The organism is Vibrio profundum (assembly GCF_050337555.1).
GTDB classification, from domain to species: domain Bacteria; phylum Pseudomonadota; class Gammaproteobacteria; order Enterobacterales; family Vibrionaceae; genus Vibrio; species Vibrio profundum.
On sequence record NZ_JAKJTA010000003.1, the window covers coordinates 522,593 to 539,137 of the forward strand.

Consider the following 16,545-nt stretch of genomic DNA (forward strand, 5'->3'; position numbering starts at 1 on the left):
AGCTATCATTTGTCTGATATTCATTATCTAGATAGTAGCAGACACGCTATCCTGTCGCCACGATTGATTAATATGAGTAATTGACATGCAAACACTATTTCCGTTCATTGCCGTGATGATATGGTCTGGAAATATGCTGGTAAACAGAATGGCAGTGGGCGTTATTGTCCCAGGCGACATTTCCTTTTATCGTTGGCTAGTCGCAGGATTAGTTTTGACCCCGATGTGCTGGCCCGCGCTTAGGCGCAATCGACAGCAAATCGTTGCTAACTTGGGCAAACTTTTTGTTTTGTCACTGTTCGGCATGGTTTTGTACCCAAGCATTGCTTATGTTGCGGCGCTTTCGATCAATGCAGGTCAATCTGGGGTAATCTTAGGGCTATTTCCAGTATTTACTTTAGTATTAGGGCGTTTGATCTTTAAGCAAAATATTTCGGCTATAGGGACAACAGGCGCGGTGATTTCGTTACTGGGCGTGTCTATCTTTGTTAGCAAAGGCTCTCCAGTGAATCTATTTCATGAGCATATTGCTGTTGGAGAAGGTTGGATGATTATCGCAGTGCTGTGCTATGCATTTTATAGCTTGCTACTTAAGCATTGGCAAAGTTCAATTGCATTGCCAGTGTGGGTGTCGCTAAATGTGCAGGTACTGTGCACGATATTGCTACTTTCGCCGATATTTTGGGCATTTGGTGAGCACAGCTTTAACTCTCACGCGTTAGGCTTGGTAGGTTACGCGGGCGTCATTGCCTCGCTTGGTGCCCCTTATTGTTGGATGAGAGGGGTGGCTTTGTTGGGAGCGCCGAAAGCATCAATTTTTATGAACTTCTTACCCATTCTTAGCGCGATTATGGCCTATGTGTTACTTGGCGAAACATTGAGTTCTATTCAGCTTGCTGCTGGCGCGATTATTTTGCTCGGCGTGAGTTTAACTCAGGCTCCGGGTGAGTGGCTGTTTAAAAGGTTGACGATGATGAGACGCAGAGCTGCTTAGCAGATTGGTGTAGTAGAGCGTGGCCTTCGTTCGTGGCTGATGTGTCGTTGAAAAGTCATTGAGTAATGGCGAAATAGGTGGAGTAGTGACTCCACCTATTCTAATAACGAACGATGATTGATTAGAATTTTTTCGGTGCATATCCTGTCATGACATCTATGCGTAGTTCTTTACCAATTTTGGTCATTGGGTGAACTATGACTAGGCCACGTACTGACTTTTTCAGTTTACCCATGTCGGCTTGTTCAGCTTTGGTGATTTCTCGAGAGAAAGGCAGATCAAGCAACGATTTACGCTCTTTATTCATATCAAAACTTTGCTTATGCTTTAGCTGTGCAACTTTTTTGTTGATTTTGTCAATTTCGTTAGTAAAGTGCGTCACCATGGCCTGATCTCTGCGAGCTCTTGCTGCAGAAAGCTTATGATTGCAAGTATCTAATCGATTATTAAGCTGCTGAATTTCTTGTTTCATGGTCATGGTGCTCTAGGTCGAAATATGGCCGCCTAGTATATCACCTTTATGTATCGAAGCTCAAAAAAATACATTTAATAAGTACGGTTTAGCGCTAGTTGCAGATAACTATGATTGGGAAGTGCCAGTAACCGGGATCGCTTCCAATGCAGCTAGGGTATGCGGATAGATAAATTGATAACCTATCTCAACGAGCTTATTCGCTAAAATTCGCTTGTCGGCGGTATCGGTTGTACTTGGCAGCTGTTGCTCTGCATGAATAAGTGGCTCGGAATAAATAGGTAGTTCAGATTGGATGGACTCGATCGCGGCTTGATAAAAATGGGCTTTATTGGTTGTCTCGGGGGAGGTTGCGTTGACTATGGTGCTTTCAGGTAAGTCAGAAATATGCTTAATAACACCGATGACATCGTCAAGATGGATCATATTGGCAGGCGCTTGGCGGCTGACGGTTTTTAAGTGCCGGACAAAACGAGCAGGGTGACGGCCTGGGCCAATTAAGCCGCTGCAGCGGATGATGCCGTACTCCAGTTTAGAATCAATTAAATGCTGCTCTGCCGTCAGGATGCGCTTTGCACTGACGGAAAATAGTTCTGAGCTTTCTGCTAAGTTGAGGTTAGCGTCTTCCTCACAATACTCTTGAGCCGGGCTTGGGTAGACGGAAGTGGTACTGATCATAATGACTTTACGGACGCTACTTTGCCCTAAACGTGCAATTGTTTTCAATTGAGCAGTCAAATTCTCCCATTTGGCTGCGTATGAGCGGCCTTTGTCCTTAGAACGGGTGCCAGGTGGGAAACATACCACAAGAACTTCGCAGCCCTGCAATGCTAGCGTATCTCCAAGTGAAGAGCTGGTATTCGGCACGTCGTTAGCATCGGCATTCACCGATGCAACAAAGCCGTTTAAACCAAGGTCGTCGAGTTCTTTCACGCTTTGGTTAGAGGTTCGGCTCGCATAAACGGTGTGACCAAGGTTATGTAAATGTAGCGCCAGTGGCTTTCCCAGCCAGCCAGCGCCAAGGACGGTAAAGGTCGTCATTTATTTGTAGCCTTATAAAATTGCGATCACTTGAGGTGATTGTTATGCAAGGCGGCGTGCAGTTCGTTCAAGGCGTTCTGCAATTTCAATCCCCTCATCAGTCAAATACCCGCCATCTGGTTGGGTGCATAGACCTTTATGAAACAATTGACTGGCTGCTTTCTGTGTATCGTCAGGTGCATCGCTGCGAACTTTGATTCCGGTTGCCGCACTGTTGAGGTCGAATTGGAGCAGTAAGTTTAATTCGTTGAGATGTTCTTGAGTAAGGGTCATAGGTTTGTCCTTGTTTGTCTTCTTATTCTGCGGTCAATAAACATCTTGGCAGGTTTTGTCACAATTTTCTGTCGTATGGTGCAAATTCGTTGATACGAACAATCCAATTTACACATATTTAGCGTAGATATATCGGATAGCAATCAATTGAAGGTACATGTTTAAACATGTATTATCGGCACTGCAAATGAGTACATAGGTTTCATTAGGCGATAGAACCTAACTCATTGAGGAATCGGCTAGGAAAAGGAAGGGTATCAGAACGAACCCTCTCTAAAAACAATAATTAATACCATGAGGTATATAAAGTGAATAAAACCAAAGCAGTGATTTTGGCACTAGTAGCGGCAGTATCGTTATCTGGTTGTTCAGCTATAACAACGGCAGTAAAAAAGCGTAACTTAGATGTAAAAACACAGATGTCTCAAACAGTTTGGTTAGACCCAGTACCGGATAGCGAGCATACAGTATACCTTCAAATACGTAATACTTCTGACAAAAAGCTTGATATCGTTCCAGAGCTTACACGCAAACTGAAAGCGAAAGGATACACTGTAATTAAGAGTTCAACCAAAGCTCACTACTGGATCCAAGCGAATATTTTGAAAGCAGATAAGATGGATCTACGTGACTCTCAAGGGTTCTTGTCTAGTGGTTATGGTGCGGCTTTAGGTGGCGGTGCTATAGGTGCGTTAGCCGTTGCATCAAGTTCTTCCCATTCCTCTTCTATTGTCGCTGGTGGGCTGATCGGCAGCGCTATCGGGCTTGTTGCAGATGCATTAGTGGAGGACACCAACTATACAATGATTACAGATGTAAGGATTGTTGAGAAATCTAAAGTGAAGTTCAAAACGGTTGAGTCTGCTAATTTACATAATGGTTCGGCGGGCTCTACGAGCACGAAACTGACGAAGATGGATAACAAAAAGCGTTATCAAACTCGAATTGTTTCGAATGCAAACAAAATGAATTTGAAGTTCCCTGAGGCTGAACCTGCGCTGGTTGATGGCCTTACCTCTTCAATTTCTGGTGTATTTTAGGTAGAAACCTTTACGAATATCCTCAACAAGCCCTCTTCAGTAGGGCTTGTTTGAATTCCCCGGCCTTATAGCTGCGCTTCTTTCCTTCTGTGATCCCTTTCTACATTTTTAGGGGAATGACTTTCTTATAACACTCTATGAACATTGAATTGCTAACGTAAGTTATCAATGAGTGTTTAGCGACGAACAGTTTTACCTAGTTTTACAATTTGTCGAAAATTTGTGTTGGCATAGTGAGTTATACTCGTCGCCTATCAAGCTCGCTGGCGATACAGCTTTCGTGAGCTTTTTTGAGAGGAAAATTGATGACAGAAACTCAAATAGATGTAATAGGGCGTTTGACAGGGCGTAGTACCAAATCAAACGTTTTTATTGCGGCGAAAAGACACCTGATGACTAATGAGCGGCAGTCAGATCTTGCACTTGAGTTCGGCGTGTCGAAAAGTTCCTTACATAATGCTGTTACTCGTATCAAAGTTGCTTATCAACTTATCGACGAGTCATTTTAGATAAGTAAATACCCTAATCCCTTCCAACAACGTGATTGTTTCCTCTTCCTGGTCCATATAATTTATATCAACGAATTTATTTTTAGAGTGGAATTTACCCATTTCCCCATAATAGGGAAATGTAATTTTAATCTGCACTTTAATGGTTCGCCAAACTGTCTTAGATCACTTTTAGTACGAAATGCTCTGATAGCTTCCAAACTTTATCCACATTTTCTGTGGACAAACTAGTGGGAAAGTCTCGGTTACTCGTATGTCAAGTTAATGTGTGAGCGTGCAGTATGATTTTTATACATAATAAATAAATATCATCACATCACGCTGATGGATAGATAAATATCTTTCATTACAACTAGATAGCATGTGGTTGAGCCTTTAATTCGATTGCCGGAAGTCAGATGCACAAAGGCTTTAAAGGGGAATTGGCCAAGGGTAATGCATTCTTTTTGCAACATTGAATAGTAACTATGCGAATGTTGCAATCTTGGTTGGTTTGTTGTGGTTTTGTTGTTATTAACTGGTGGGTAAAATTAATGATTTGAGCGCAGCTTAACCAACACTCGGCCTTCTTTGTTGATGGTATAAGGGATGGCGAGCCTTAAGGTGACAGCGGTTGAAATGCTCATGGTGACAAAAATAGCGATCATTACTAACAACTGATACTTGATTGCGACGAGTGGATTAGCTCCCCCTAAAATTTGACCAGTCATCATGCCGGGCAGTGTAACGAGTCCGGTTGTGGTCATAGAGGCAAGGATGGGTGCCAATGATTTTTGTAAGGCTGAGCGCACAAAAGGTAGCGTTGCGTACAGCGGTGACGCACCCAAAGATAGCGCCCCTTCGTATTCGGATTTCCTTTCTTGTAGTGCTGTGAATAGATTTTGTAGCGCGACTATGTTGCCGCTCAAGCTGTTGCCCAGCAGCATACCCGCTAACGGGATAATATATTGGGCACTATAAATCGGGTTTGGTCTGATGATTAGTACGCAGAGCGATAAAATAGGGAGCAGTCCGAGCGACAGTCCAGCGAGAACGGGAGCAAATACTTTGGATTGAGGGAGGTTACTTTTGCTAACAATAGAGCTGGCTCCAATGGCGAGCATAGCGGTCAGCCAAACCAAGTTAATGGTTAAGCTATTAATCTTGAAAAGATACTCTAAATAGATACCTACCAATATGAGCTGCAGGCTCATTCTCAGCACGCTGACTAAGATATCTTTGCCGAGATTCAGCTTTAACTGAACGTTGATTGCGTATGGGATCAGTAAGGTGCAGGAAAAAAGTAGCAGTTGCCACCAAGAAAGGTTGATTACATCGTTCACGTGAACCTCGTTATTTTGGTTTATATACCCAGTGACTTAAGATGCCTCCTTTAGAGCGTGAATCCAGGCTTCAATGCTCTAAAGCGGTGAGTATAGCTGTGCATCAATAGATCAATGTATGTTAATCATTGCGGGAAATAAAGTACTAAGCGGAGCGAAATAGGGCAGCTTGATCGGACTTTTTTATGATGCACCAATTTGGTGATATTTTGTAATCGTTTACAGTGCATGCTTTGTTTTTTACTCCTTGAATTTCAGTTGTTTATGGTTTTTATTGTTGTTGTTTGTACTCGATATTCCTTAGGTTAGAGTAAAAAGATGCAAATCTTTAATTTCTGCTTGCTGCTTTGTTACAGCCTTAATTAATTCAGTTAGTAAATTAATTAAGGCTATTATATGTACAAATTACATTGTTAAGCCTGTTACTAGCTTGTTCCATCTGGTTAACAAGCTCTACTTGTTGTCACAATGTTGGGCATAATTCTGATAGTTTTATCTATGTCTGTGATCTTCATCATTCACAATTGTGTATGTAATCGTTACCATGCTTTTCCTCTGATAGCACGGGTAGGCTGCCAGTGGAGTCATAGAGATGAGGCTTTGCAAATCGGTTTCGTAACGTGACAAGGAAAGGATGCTTTTACTGAGTCTCGGTGTATCTACAGAACGAAATGTACTTCTTCTACACACTTGATTTAGTTACTCACAAGCACAATAGTCCGATTTAAACATTACGCATGTATGCTTGCTATGCCCGACGAACCCGAAAACAGGGTCTAGGAAAACGTTAAACAGGTTCCTTTAACGACTAATAGCAAAGCTGATTAATTTTATACTAATAAGAGACACCATTATGGCAACAGTGATTACTGACAGAAGTACCAATGGCGAATCATCTTCAATACACGAAGACGGCGGGTTAAACCGGCACGTATTTATCGCTTGTGTGATTGCGGCTCTAGCGGGCTTATTATTTGGATTGGATATCGGCGTTATCTCAGGTGCGCTTCCATTTGTGGCTAAAGAGTTTGGTTTGAGCACCAGTGCGCAAGAATGGGTAGTGAGCTCAATGATGTTTGGTGCCGCGGTTGGCGCTATTGGTTCTGGCCCACTATCGAATAAATTTGGTCGTAAATATAGCCTAGTCGTGGCGTCAATTTTATTTTCGGTTGGTTCTTTAGGCTGTGCACTCGCGATGACTCAAGAAGTGCTCATCTTTTTCCGTGTTGCGCTTGGTGTTGCCGTTGGTGTTGCCTCTTTTACTGCCCCGCTTTATCTTTCTGAAATTGCACCACAGCGTCTTCGCGGTAGCTTGATTTCTATGTATCAGTTGATGATCACTATCGGTATCGTCGCGGCTTTCGTTACTGACACTGCATTTAGCTACACAGGCGAATGGCGTTGGATGTTGGGTGTTATTACTATTCCTGCACTTATCTTATTTATCGGTGTGATGATGTTGCCACGCAGCCCTCGTTGGTTGGCGTTGAAAAATCGTCATGTTGAAGCAAAAGAAGTATTAGAATTACTTCGTGGCTGTAGCGTTACTGCAAGCAAAGAGTTGGATTCAATTCGTGAAAGCTTGAAAGTGAAGCAAAGTGGCTGGTCTCTGTTTGTATCAAATAAAAACTGTCGCCGAGCTGTATATCTAGGTATTGTTCTGCAGGTCATGCAGCAGTTTACTGGTATGAACGTCATCATGTACTACGCGCCGCGCATATTTAAAATTGCTGGCTTTGCGACCACAGAGCAACAAATGTGGGGTACGGTTATTGTTGGCTTGGTGAACGTGTTTGCAACCTTTATTGCGATTGGTTTAGTGGATAAATGGGGTCGTAAACCAGTTCTCAAACTTGGTTTCCTTGTAATGGCCGCAGCCATGGCAATCCTAGGCATGCTGCTACACATGGGCGTTGCCACTCAAGTTGAGCAATACTTCGCTGCATTCGTATTACTTGTGTTCATCATTGGTTTCGCAATGAGTGCTGGCCCACTGATTTGGGTATTATGTTCTGAAATCCAACCGCTGAAAGCGCGTGATTTCGGTATCACAGTCAGTACGGCAACGAACTGGATTGCGAACATGATTGTCGGCGCGACATTCCTAACTTTCCTTAAAGTGCTCGGCAATGCTCCAACATTCTGGTTATACGCGGCGCTAAACCTAGCGTTCCTATTTGTCACTATGGCTCTAATCCCAGAGACAAAAGGTGTGAGCTTAGAGAAGATTGAGAAAAACCTGATGGATGGCGTAGCGTTATCAAAATTAGGTCAAAAATAATTGACTTAGAAATATAGTTAACATGAAGAGAAGAGCAGTTTATCTGCTCTTTTTTTTGCGTGTTATTTAGTGGCAAGACTTTCAATGTATGGTCCTATCAATTTGTTCTGACAACATATAATGACATCAAATCACTTTGTTCTTATTATTAGAGTTGTAAATAATCACGCATTCTGTAACCTACTGCCGCAGTTAGTTGTTACAACCTAAAGGAAGAATATGTTAGACCAAACGGTGGCAGGTACAGAGAAAGCGGCGGATAAAGAGGGGAGTAGAGACAACCAGCATGTAAGTCGGATGCGTTATTTAGCAGTGTGGCGTTGGCATTTTTTTGCTGGTGTGTATGTTCTGCCGTTTTTACTCGTTCTAAGCTTGAGCGGATTGGCCATGTTATATGGCAACAACGTTGCCGAGTGGTTGCATTCCGATACCTTGCATGTACCCGTTCAATCCCACGTCAGCTCACCTTTGAGTCAAATGGCATCGGTTGAAGCGGCTTATCCTAATGCTCATATTCTTCAGTTTGTTCCGGGTGCAACGGCTGGTGATGTGAATCAGTTTTTTATTGCCACTGTCGATGGGCGAAACCTTAGCGTCAATATCAACCCTTATACTGACCAAGTCACCAGCGCATTTGATATGACGCATACATGGTATGGCTGGGCCAACGCTATTCATGGCACTCTCCTTATTGGTGATACAGGTAATCATTTACTCGAGATCGCGGCGAGCTTAGGCGTGTTATTAGTATTCTCAGGTCTATATCTGTGGTGGCCACGCGATAAACAAAACGCCAAAACATTTGTTTGGCCATTTTCTAATGGCAATGGCCGTTCAGTTTGGAAAAACTTGCATGCCAGTGTCGGTTTCTACGGATTTGCCGTCCTACTGTTTTTCTTAGTATCAGGCCTTTCTTGGACCAATATTTGGGGACAAAAGTTGGTCCAAGCATGGAGCAGCTTACCTGCGCAAATGTTTAAGCAAGTTCCTTTGTCTGATACGACCCATGCTTCTTTAAATATTGCAGGGCAAAAAGAAGTCCCTTGGGGAGTGGCGCTGACACCAATGCCGAAGTCAGGTTCGAAAAAAGGGGACAGCGGAATCACTGGGCCCGTGAATCTAGATTCTGTCGTGGCGTATGCGAAACAAATCGGGCTGACTCACTACACTTTGAGCTTGCCACAAAGCCAAACAGGGGTATATACACTCTCTGCTAATACAGTGCATGGCGATATTGCGAACCCAGAGAATGATCGTACTGTTCATATCGACCAATATTCGGGCAAAGTTTTAGCGGATATTGGCTGGGGAATGTATGGACCAATGGCACGTTCTATGGCTGCGGGTATTGCTTTCCACAAAGGTAATATGGGCGGATGGAACAAGGCATTCAACACCGTATTTTGCCTCGGCGTTATCTTTATGTGTGTAAGCGCCATTGTGATGTGGTGGCTGCGCCGCCCTCGTTCGTCTACTCGACTAAATCCACCGCCAGTACCAAAAAATCAAAAAATTTGGTGGGGTACGATTGTGATCTTTATTGGGTTTGGCGCGCTATTTCCATTGGGTGGCTTTGCCATGATAGCCGTGGTACTGGCCGATATCCTAGTATTGTCTAGGATTCCAGCTCTTAAGCGTTGGTATAGCTAGACGCTATCTAACTAACAGATAGAGTAGACATACTCATGTCGAAAAGGGCGGTTGCATTTGGTTGTTTCCGCCCTTGCTACAATAGAGTACTTGTATAGTTCGGTCGCTTAACACGCCTAGTCGAACTGCTGTCTGTTAACTAAGATTAAATGGAGCGATGTGAACAGCAATAGAGACGGTAAAAGGAGAGTTAGGCTGTGAAAAGGCGTAATATTCATGGTGAATCAGTCATTCGTTGTGAAAATCATCTCATCCATTCGACCGTGATTGGTGCGACGAATAATGAATACAGTCTCACGTGGTTCGAAGAGGTGGTCGAGCATCTAGAGTCCGACCAGAACAATACCATTAAACCTTGGGTCTTGTTACACGACTGTCGGCAATGGCTAGGCTCATCAGAAGATTCTTGGGAAACCAATAATCGTCAAACCGAGTGGATGCTGAATAATGGCTGTGTGCTGCTGGCCGTAGTTTTATCGCGAAAATTGCAGGATTTTACCCTCGATAGCAAAATAGAAACGTCTAACTATTTGGTGTTTTTTGACTATGATGAAGCCTACCAAGCTTGCTTAGATAAAGTTGAAGAATTTTACTGCTAACCCCTTTTATTCCTGTTCACTAACCACACTTTTTTTGATTGCGCTGAGCAGCTTATCTAATTCAGATTTTGCATTCCCTTCCAATGGATGGCCAATGTTGATGCGTAAACAATCATCATAGAGATTGAGCGTAGTAAATAATGTTCCTAGTCTTACGTCTACTTGGTTCTCGGCCAATTCGTCTGCGAGGTTTTTCCCGTTTAGAGAAGGTATTTGTACCCAAACTACAAAGCCACCTTGTGGGTTACTGACTTTGGTGCCTTTGGGGAGGCGTCGAGCAAGATAGGTTAGGTATTGTTCACGCTGCTCAAGTAAGCGTGTTCGTTTGGCTTTGAGAAGTTTAGCGTATTGACCAGAATCGATAAAATCAGCGAGAGCGAGCTGAACCGGAGTCGATACGCCGTAGCAGCCTGCCGCGAAATGTTGATGGTATTGCTCTCTAAATCGGCCGGGTATGCACCAACCTACCCGATAACTCGGAGACAGACTTTTCGACACCGAACCACACCAAAAAATATATCCGCCATCATCATAATATTTAGCTGGTAGGGGACAATGTGCCGAATACGACAACTCCAAATACACATCATCTTCAATGATAGGCACTTGATATTGATTGGCTAATCGTGCCAGACGCTGCTTTTGCTTGGGCGACATGGTAATGCCTTGAGGGTTCATGTGTGAGGTACAAAACACGCCTGTTTTCACACGTCCACATTTGAAGTGGTCCTCCAGTTGATCAAGGTCGATACCATCTTCTAGAGATGGGATTTCGACTATCTTTCGTTTGAGTACATGCAGCAATTCCAACGTTCCGTTAAAACAGGGGGAGCTTATCGCGACCGCATCACCTTGTTCGCTACACACTTCAAGCGCAGTTTTCATTGCAGACATACAACCTGAGGTCACCACAAAATCATGCTCTTTACAGGCAATACCAAGCTCTGAGAAATGATTGGCAAGTGCTAGCCTAAGCCCTTGCTCCCCTTGGCTACTGGGATAACTAGACAGCCGGTGAGCGATGCGTTGCATGACACGACGGAAGCTGCGTTCGAGTTCAGTTTGTTCGCTATCGGTGAGCGCTGAACCAGAAACGCCTAGCGGGCCACTATGGTGGTGAGTCGTGATTGGGCTGGCACGAGGGACCGTGATGTGGCTTGCAAACTGGCTCCATGTCGGAGCAGGGAGTGAGCTGGATTTTTCTACGACATAATAGCCCGTTTGAGGCTTAGCTTTGATAAGACCCAATGACTCTAATTCTTGATAGCAATGCACCGCCGTTGTGATGCTAATGGAGTGTTGCTTAGCTAATTGGCGAAGTGATGGAAGGCGGCTGCCACGTTGTAACTTATTGTCTTCAATATACCCAGCTATCTGCGCGGCAAGTTGTTTGTAAAGACTCATGCTGTTTCATCTGTACTCTAATTTGTTGTTAAAAGTGTATCTGTACTCTTTTTGGGGCTCAAGTGATACTCAAAAAAACTAGAGGAAGGTGTGATGAGTAGAAAAGATTTTTTGTTAACCCTGTTGGTCATGACGATTTGGGGTGTTAATTTTTCAATGATTAAGCTCACGGCAAGTGAGGTAGATCCATTATTGGTGACGGCGATAAGGTTTATGTTGGCTTCACTACCGATGGTGTTCTTTATCCCTAAACCGAACGTGCAATGGCGTTATTTAATAGGTTACGGCGTGCTCTTTGGGATGGGAGTTTGGGGCATCGCGGCATGGTCAATAACGGCAGGGTTGTCATCCGGCATATCCTCTATTTTACTGCAATCTAATGTGATGCTAGGCATCGCTGTTGGGGTGATTTTTTTCCGCGAGCGGTTATCTAAGAACAAGCTGGTCGGTTCATTGATTTCACTGGTCGCTTTAGTGATTATGGTGGCTTCGAATACAGGAAACGTAACGGAATCTGGGCTTGCTTTAATCGGGATCTCTGCCATTAGCTGGACGTTGGTAGGAGTGATTGTCAAGCTGGCGAATACAAGGCAGATATTCGCTTTTAATGTGTGGGGAATGTTGTTCGCACCTGCGCCGTTAATCTTGCTCGCGGTGTTATTACATGGCAAACAGATAGTATTCCATGCGGTTCAAGTCTGGGATCTGTCGACCTCATCGGCACTGTTTTTTCAAGTCTATCCGACCACACTATTTGGTTATTGGGTATGGAATCGAATGTTGCTGAAATACCCGCTTAGTAGCGTGATGCCAATGACCTTACTGGTGCCTATTTTTGCGTTGATTAGTGGTTATTTTGTCTTTGGTGAGGTGTTATCCCAGATGCAAATTGCGGCCTCAGGTTTGTTTATCCTTGGTATAGGTTTGATAGTTAAGCCTATTCGATCGCAACAAGTCGAAACATCAATCACCTCCCAAGGAAAAGCTTTTGAATCCGGAAACTATAAATCTTGACCACTTACCACTTCAAAAGGTATTAGTAGAGTCTGTTTGTGGGAGCTTTTTGAATGCATCAAATGGTTGAGCCGAGGCGATAGCTAGTTGGCAAAGTCTTATCTGACAAAGTTAACGAATAAGTTCTTACTGCTCGCTGTAACAAATGTAAACCCGAGGAATGAAAAAAACCTTGCTATGTCGAGGGCCATAACAAGGCTTGGTGGTAAATGGAAAATTCACTATTTATATGGCGCTATGGAGATTTATGCTTCTACTGTGTTGGCACAGGCATGTCGGGCTTGCGCGATTTTTTGTATCAGCTGGTCTTTCACGTCCTTGGACGTCATAGCAAATTCTTTAAACTCATGATAGGTCGATTGGCTGCCATTACGAATGTAACAGCCGTCGGGTTGAATGCCTGTCATGGCAATCGACTTTTCAGGTGTGCGGTTTAGTGCGGTTAACAGCACTTTCATTGCATCGACATGATCAAGGTTCATGTGCTCAGCCATTTCAAGTTCGGCTTGTGAATTCCAGTCTGGGGTAGGCAGCAGCCAGTCTTTCTTTTCGATCCAATAAGCTTGCGCAAACCCACCGATATAGCGCACCAATTGCGGCTCTATGACCCAGAAATTAAAGCCATGATCGATAGGGTAGTCGACATATTGTGGAAATTGCTGCAAAAAACGTTGGCGTATCTGGGCGCTCGCTTCTTTGTCTAGTAGCTTGGCATCGCCCATGATGGTTACGCGCGCGTTCTGATTTTGGTCGTCATTAGATTTCGGATCGCCGAAAATGGTTAGACTTACCTTGTTATGGCTTTTCATGTTTTTGGTGTGCTGAGCAATGTCACTGATGTAAATGACGGGCTTGCCTTCATAGCTTGAGATGAAAGGTGCGACTGAGCCAAATGGATAATCTTTTAGCTTTCTAGAAACGGTTGAAATTACGCATTGGCGAGACTCACGCATATATCGGCGAGCGTCATTAACGATTGTCTTATTCATAATTATTTCCCTTTGATTATTTTTAATGAGTTATTTAAAGGTGTAGCGCGCGCTAAGTTTAAAGTTACGTCCCGGCTGAGCCAGTGTTTGAGGAGCAGGGATGTAGTATTGATCAGTCAAGTTATCGATACCAAAGGTGAGTGTTAGCGGTTTGGCTCCGAAGGCTTCTTTCCAGCTGGAGTAAAGATCGGCGATGGTGTAGTCACGGTAATACTGGCTATCTTGAGTCGTTGATTCGGTATAGGTTACTTTGGCACCGACTTTGACAAGGTTATTCATAAAACCTTGATCGAAGTGAGCAACCCACTTGTCCGCTGGAATAGAATCAATGGTGCTACCATCATTGCTTTCCGCTTTTACTTGGCCGTAGCTAAGCCCCATCCCCGTATCATGAATTTGGTAATCCGTGGCAATCGAGTAGCCAGTTAGACGTGCGTTACTAACGTTCTGATAACTGGTGGTTCCGCCGCTGATATCGACAATGGTGTTAATGAAGTCATCGACATCATTGCGGAACATCGACGCTTTCACTGTGAGTTGATCGTCGCCCAGTAAATCCCCGAAGGCCATATTGGCATCCAGCTCTTTGTTTTTTGCTTTCTCTGGTTGCAGATCGGGGTTCGCAATGAACTCGTTACCGGGGAAGTGATAGCCGCCAGTGTAGAGTTCTTCTGCGGTTGGCGCGCGGAAGGCTTCATCATAACGCGCGGTTAATTGTAACCAGTGGGTGGTTTGCCAGCTTAATGCAGCGCTCGGCGAGAGTGCTGAATCGCTACGGCGGGCGTGGGCGGCTTGCTGATTACTATCGGTGTAATCGGCGTGAGTACGCCAGTAGTCATAGCGAAGTGCAGGCTCTAGTGTCCAATTCTCAGCGAAATCCCAACGCACTCGCGAGAACAGGCCAACGGTGCGAGTCGTCGCATCGGGAATACTTGGTCGGAAAGAAGACGATGTGGTATCGCGCGTCCCGTTGGTCAATTCTTGATAGCCATCTGTGCCGACAGAAATATCCAGATTTTTCACTTTAGAATGGTTGATGGCATTGAGCCCTAAAGTGCGATTGCGAGTCGTGTCATGCTGGGTGGTCGTGGTACGCGAGCTGTCGACTTTGATGTCGTTGTAGTACAGGGTTCCTTGAGTATTGATTAAATCGTTGTCTTCAGGGTTTAAGCTATAGTTGACCGTGGTATTAAATGCATCCGTTTTCATCCCTACGATGTAGTTGCTGTTCGGATTTTCAGTGCTGCTTGGGTTTATGGGGCTATCTTCATTGTTGTGCGCAAGGCGGGCGGATATTTCAATGCGCTGCGCTGGCGTCAACTGAATGCCAGTTTTAGCCAAAAACCCTTTCGTTTCTGCGCCGGAGTTTTGTAACTCTGTACCGTGACCGTCTTTCACATCTCCTGCATCACTATAGTAGCCATTAAACAGCCAGTCGTAATCGTCTTGCTTTCCATAAGCTGCGCCATTGGTCAACCAGCGCTGATTGACTGATTGGTAGCTTTGTTCAACATAGCCACCCACCTTTTGACCCGCTTCTAGCAGTTTTTGTGGCGATTTTGTATTGACTGCCACCACGCCGCCGACGGCGCCGCTACCCCAAATCGCACTGCCTGGGCCTTTTAATACTTGAATCGAATCAATCAGTGCTGGATCGATGAAATAGGTGCCAGTGTGACCTGAATTGTAAGTTTGACGCGCACCATCGACGACTTGTAACACGCGATCGTCTGATAAACCACGAATCACGGGCTCTTGCGCTGCAGGCCTTGGCCCGCCATCAAAGCTGAGGTTAGGCTGATACTTTAATGCCGCAGCCACTGATTGGGGCTGAGTTTGTTCAATTTGTTCGTGACTAATGTGATCCACTGGATAAAGAGTACTGCTGTCGGTCGCGTTTTCGCGAGTGGCAGAAACTTCAATGGTATCGAATACCACGTTGCTGTCTAAATTGGGTTGGACAGTCGGGGAAGCAGCGTGGCTCACCTGCATTAACTCAGCAGAAGACAGGAGCATAAGAGCGGAAACCTGAGTTACTTTTTTGCGGTTCATGAAATTACCTTCAATTTTTTCCATTAAATAGAATTGAGTAAATCAATTGCATTACCAAAGACGGGCCGTATAATAGCCCCAACCTAAATGATAATGCAAATGATAAGTGTTCCTATTTACGTTATGAGTGAGATTATCAATAACCGAAGTTTTGGGGTGATACTGTTGGTATCACTGTCTATTCACCTGCTGCTTCTGATGGGAGTGGCGCAGAAACACACGCACGGAGGAAAGTTAGGTTCTTTGAATGTGGTTTCTTTATCCAACTTTTCATCGGTTCAGATCGCTACTTCTAGAGAGTCAGTGGCAGGGAAGAATCCAAAGCAGGTAGTGAATCAAACGATCACAAAAAAATCGCCACCTGCACCGTCCGTGGCGCGCCAGCCAGTGGTAAGGCATGGGCGGATTGCGAGTAAGCCGCAAGATCAATTAGAAAAGCGGACTAAGGATGAGATGGCGACTCGTCACCCAGTATCCCGTTCTAAGCCGGCTGAAAAAACCGATGCAAAATCTCATCCTCAATCGGCGGTGGAGCCTAAGGTAAATAGACCGAATTCATCATCGCCAGCATCATCAGCTGCGCAACAAGCTGGCCAGTTAGGTAGCCAGAGTGAGCCTGCCGTAAATACGGCTCCAGCCTTTAAATCTCAGCCAGTCCCACCTATATACCCAAATTCAGCACGCCGTTTTGGCCGTGAAGGGGAGGTGTTGGTACGTGTCGTGCTCGATAATAAAGGCAATAAAACCAATATTACGGTGCTTCATTCTTCTGGATATCGCAGCTTAGACCGTTCAGCGTTAGCCGCAGTTAAGAAATGGCAATTCATCGCTTATCAAAGTAACGGCCATCCAGTCCCTTCACAAGTGACGATTCCCATCCGCTTTTCTTTAGGGTAATAGATTTA

15 protein-coding genes are annotated in these 16,545 nt (G+C 44.5%); 8 read left to right on the plus strand and 7 right to left on the minus strand.

What is annotated here, in order from left to right:
• Positions 1-85: 85 nt before the first annotated feature.
• On the plus strand, positions 86-994 hold the full coding sequence (locus L4C34_RS02340; RefSeq protein WP_428787724.1) for a DMT family transporter: 909 nt from the start codon (positions 86-88) through the stop codon (positions 992-994).
• Positions 995-1,115: 121 nt separating this feature from the next.
• On the opposite strand, the gene L4C34_RS02345 is transcribed toward L4C34_RS02340, so the two are convergent.
• The 3 genes from L4C34_RS02345 to L4C34_RS02355 form a co-directional block, all read right to left on the minus strand.
• Positions 1,116-1,472 carry a YibL family ribosome-associated protein gene (locus L4C34_RS02345; RefSeq protein WP_428787725.1) on the minus strand — a complete coding sequence of 119 codons (357 nt, stop codon included), beginning with the start codon at positions 1,470-1,472 and terminating at the stop codon, positions 1,116-1,118.
• A 102-nt stretch (positions 1,473-1,574) separates the two neighbouring features.
• Positions 1,575-2,507 (minus strand): NAD-dependent epimerase/dehydratase family protein, encoded by a 933-nt coding sequence (locus tag L4C34_RS02350; protein ID WP_428787726.1) that lies wholly within the window; start codon positions 2,505-2,507, stop codon positions 1,575-1,577.
• 42 nt (positions 2,508-2,549) lie between these two features.
• Positions 2,550-2,780 (minus strand): TIGR02647 family protein, encoded by a 231-nt coding sequence (locus L4C34_RS02355; RefSeq protein WP_428787727.1) that lies wholly within the window; start codon positions 2,778-2,780, stop codon positions 2,550-2,552.
• 308 nt (positions 2,781-3,088) lie between these two features.
• Between L4C34_RS02355 and traT the strand changes: the two genes are divergently transcribed.
• Complete coding sequence (gene traT / locus L4C34_RS02360) at positions 3,089-3,820, plus strand: complement resistance protein TraT (protein ID WP_428787728.1); 732 nt, start codon at positions 3,089-3,091, stop codon at positions 3,818-3,820.
• A 305-nt stretch (positions 3,821-4,125) separates the two neighbouring features.
• Positions 4,126-4,329 carry a hypothetical protein gene (locus L4C34_RS02365; RefSeq protein WP_428787729.1) on the plus strand — a complete coding sequence of 68 codons (204 nt, stop codon included), beginning with the start codon at positions 4,126-4,128 and terminating at the stop codon, positions 4,327-4,329.
• A gap of 530 nt (positions 4,330-4,859) precedes the next feature.
• On the opposite strand, the gene L4C34_RS02370 is transcribed toward L4C34_RS02365, so the two are convergent.
• On the minus strand, positions 4,860-5,651 hold the full coding sequence (locus L4C34_RS02370) for an ABC transporter permease (RefSeq protein WP_428787730.1): 792 nt from the start codon (positions 5,649-5,651) through the stop codon (positions 4,860-4,862).
• A gap of 853 nt (positions 5,652-6,504) precedes the next feature.
• Here L4C34_RS02370 and L4C34_RS02375 point away from each other — a divergent pair.
• From L4C34_RS02375 to L4C34_RS02385, 3 genes are all read left to right on the plus strand, one after another.
• Positions 6,505-7,932 (plus strand): sugar porter family MFS transporter, encoded by a 1,428-nt coding sequence (locus tag L4C34_RS02375; RefSeq protein WP_428787731.1) that lies wholly within the window; start codon positions 6,505-6,507, stop codon positions 7,930-7,932.
• 219 nt (positions 7,933-8,151) lie between these two features.
• The gene (locus tag L4C34_RS02380; protein ID WP_428787732.1) at positions 8,152-9,582 is read left to right on the plus strand and encodes a PepSY-associated TM helix domain-containing protein; all 1,431 of its coding nucleotides are present in this window, start codon (positions 8,152-8,154) and stop codon (positions 9,580-9,582) included.
• Positions 9,583-9,779: 197 nt separating this feature from the next.
• Positions 9,780-10,181, plus strand: a complete 402-nt coding sequence (locus tag L4C34_RS02385; protein WP_428787733.1) for a hypothetical protein — start codon at positions 9,780-9,782, stop codon at positions 10,179-10,181.
• A 6-nt stretch (positions 10,182-10,187) separates the two neighbouring features.
• Here L4C34_RS02385 and L4C34_RS02390 read toward each other — a convergent pair whose 3' ends face one another.
• Positions 10,188-11,585, minus strand: coding sequence for an aminotransferase-like domain-containing protein (locus L4C34_RS02390; protein WP_428787734.1), 1,398 nt, complete (start codon positions 11,583-11,585; stop codon positions 10,188-10,190).
• 93 nt (positions 11,586-11,678) lie between these two features.
• Between L4C34_RS02390 and L4C34_RS02395 the strand changes: the two genes are divergently transcribed.
• A complete protein-coding gene (locus tag L4C34_RS02395) occupies positions 11,679-12,599 on the plus strand; it encodes an EamA family transporter (RefSeq protein WP_428787735.1) in 921 nt (306 codons plus the stop codon).
• Between the two features lie 245 nt (positions 12,600-12,844).
• Here the strand turns inward: L4C34_RS02395 and L4C34_RS02400 are convergent, their stop codons facing one another.
• Together L4C34_RS02400 and L4C34_RS02405 are read right to left on the minus strand one after the other, a co-directional pair.
• Positions 12,845-13,588: a HugZ family pyridoxamine 5'-phosphate oxidase gene (locus tag L4C34_RS02400; protein ID WP_428787736.1), complete on the minus strand. Its 744-nt coding sequence runs from the start codon at positions 13,586-13,588 to the stop codon at positions 12,845-12,847.
• 30 nt (positions 13,589-13,618) lie between these two features.
• Positions 13,619-15,640: a TonB-dependent hemoglobin/transferrin/lactoferrin family receptor gene (locus tag L4C34_RS02405; RefSeq protein WP_428787737.1), complete on the minus strand. Its 2,022-nt coding sequence runs from the start codon at positions 15,638-15,640 to the stop codon at positions 13,619-13,621.
• Between the two features lie 99 nt (positions 15,641-15,739).
• Between L4C34_RS02405 and L4C34_RS02410 the strand changes: the two genes are divergently transcribed.
• Positions 15,740-16,537, plus strand: coding sequence for an energy transducer TonB (locus L4C34_RS02410; RefSeq protein ID WP_428787738.1), 798 nt, complete (start codon positions 15,740-15,742; stop codon positions 16,535-16,537).
• The last annotated feature ends 8 nt before the right edge of the window (positions 16,538-16,545 follow it).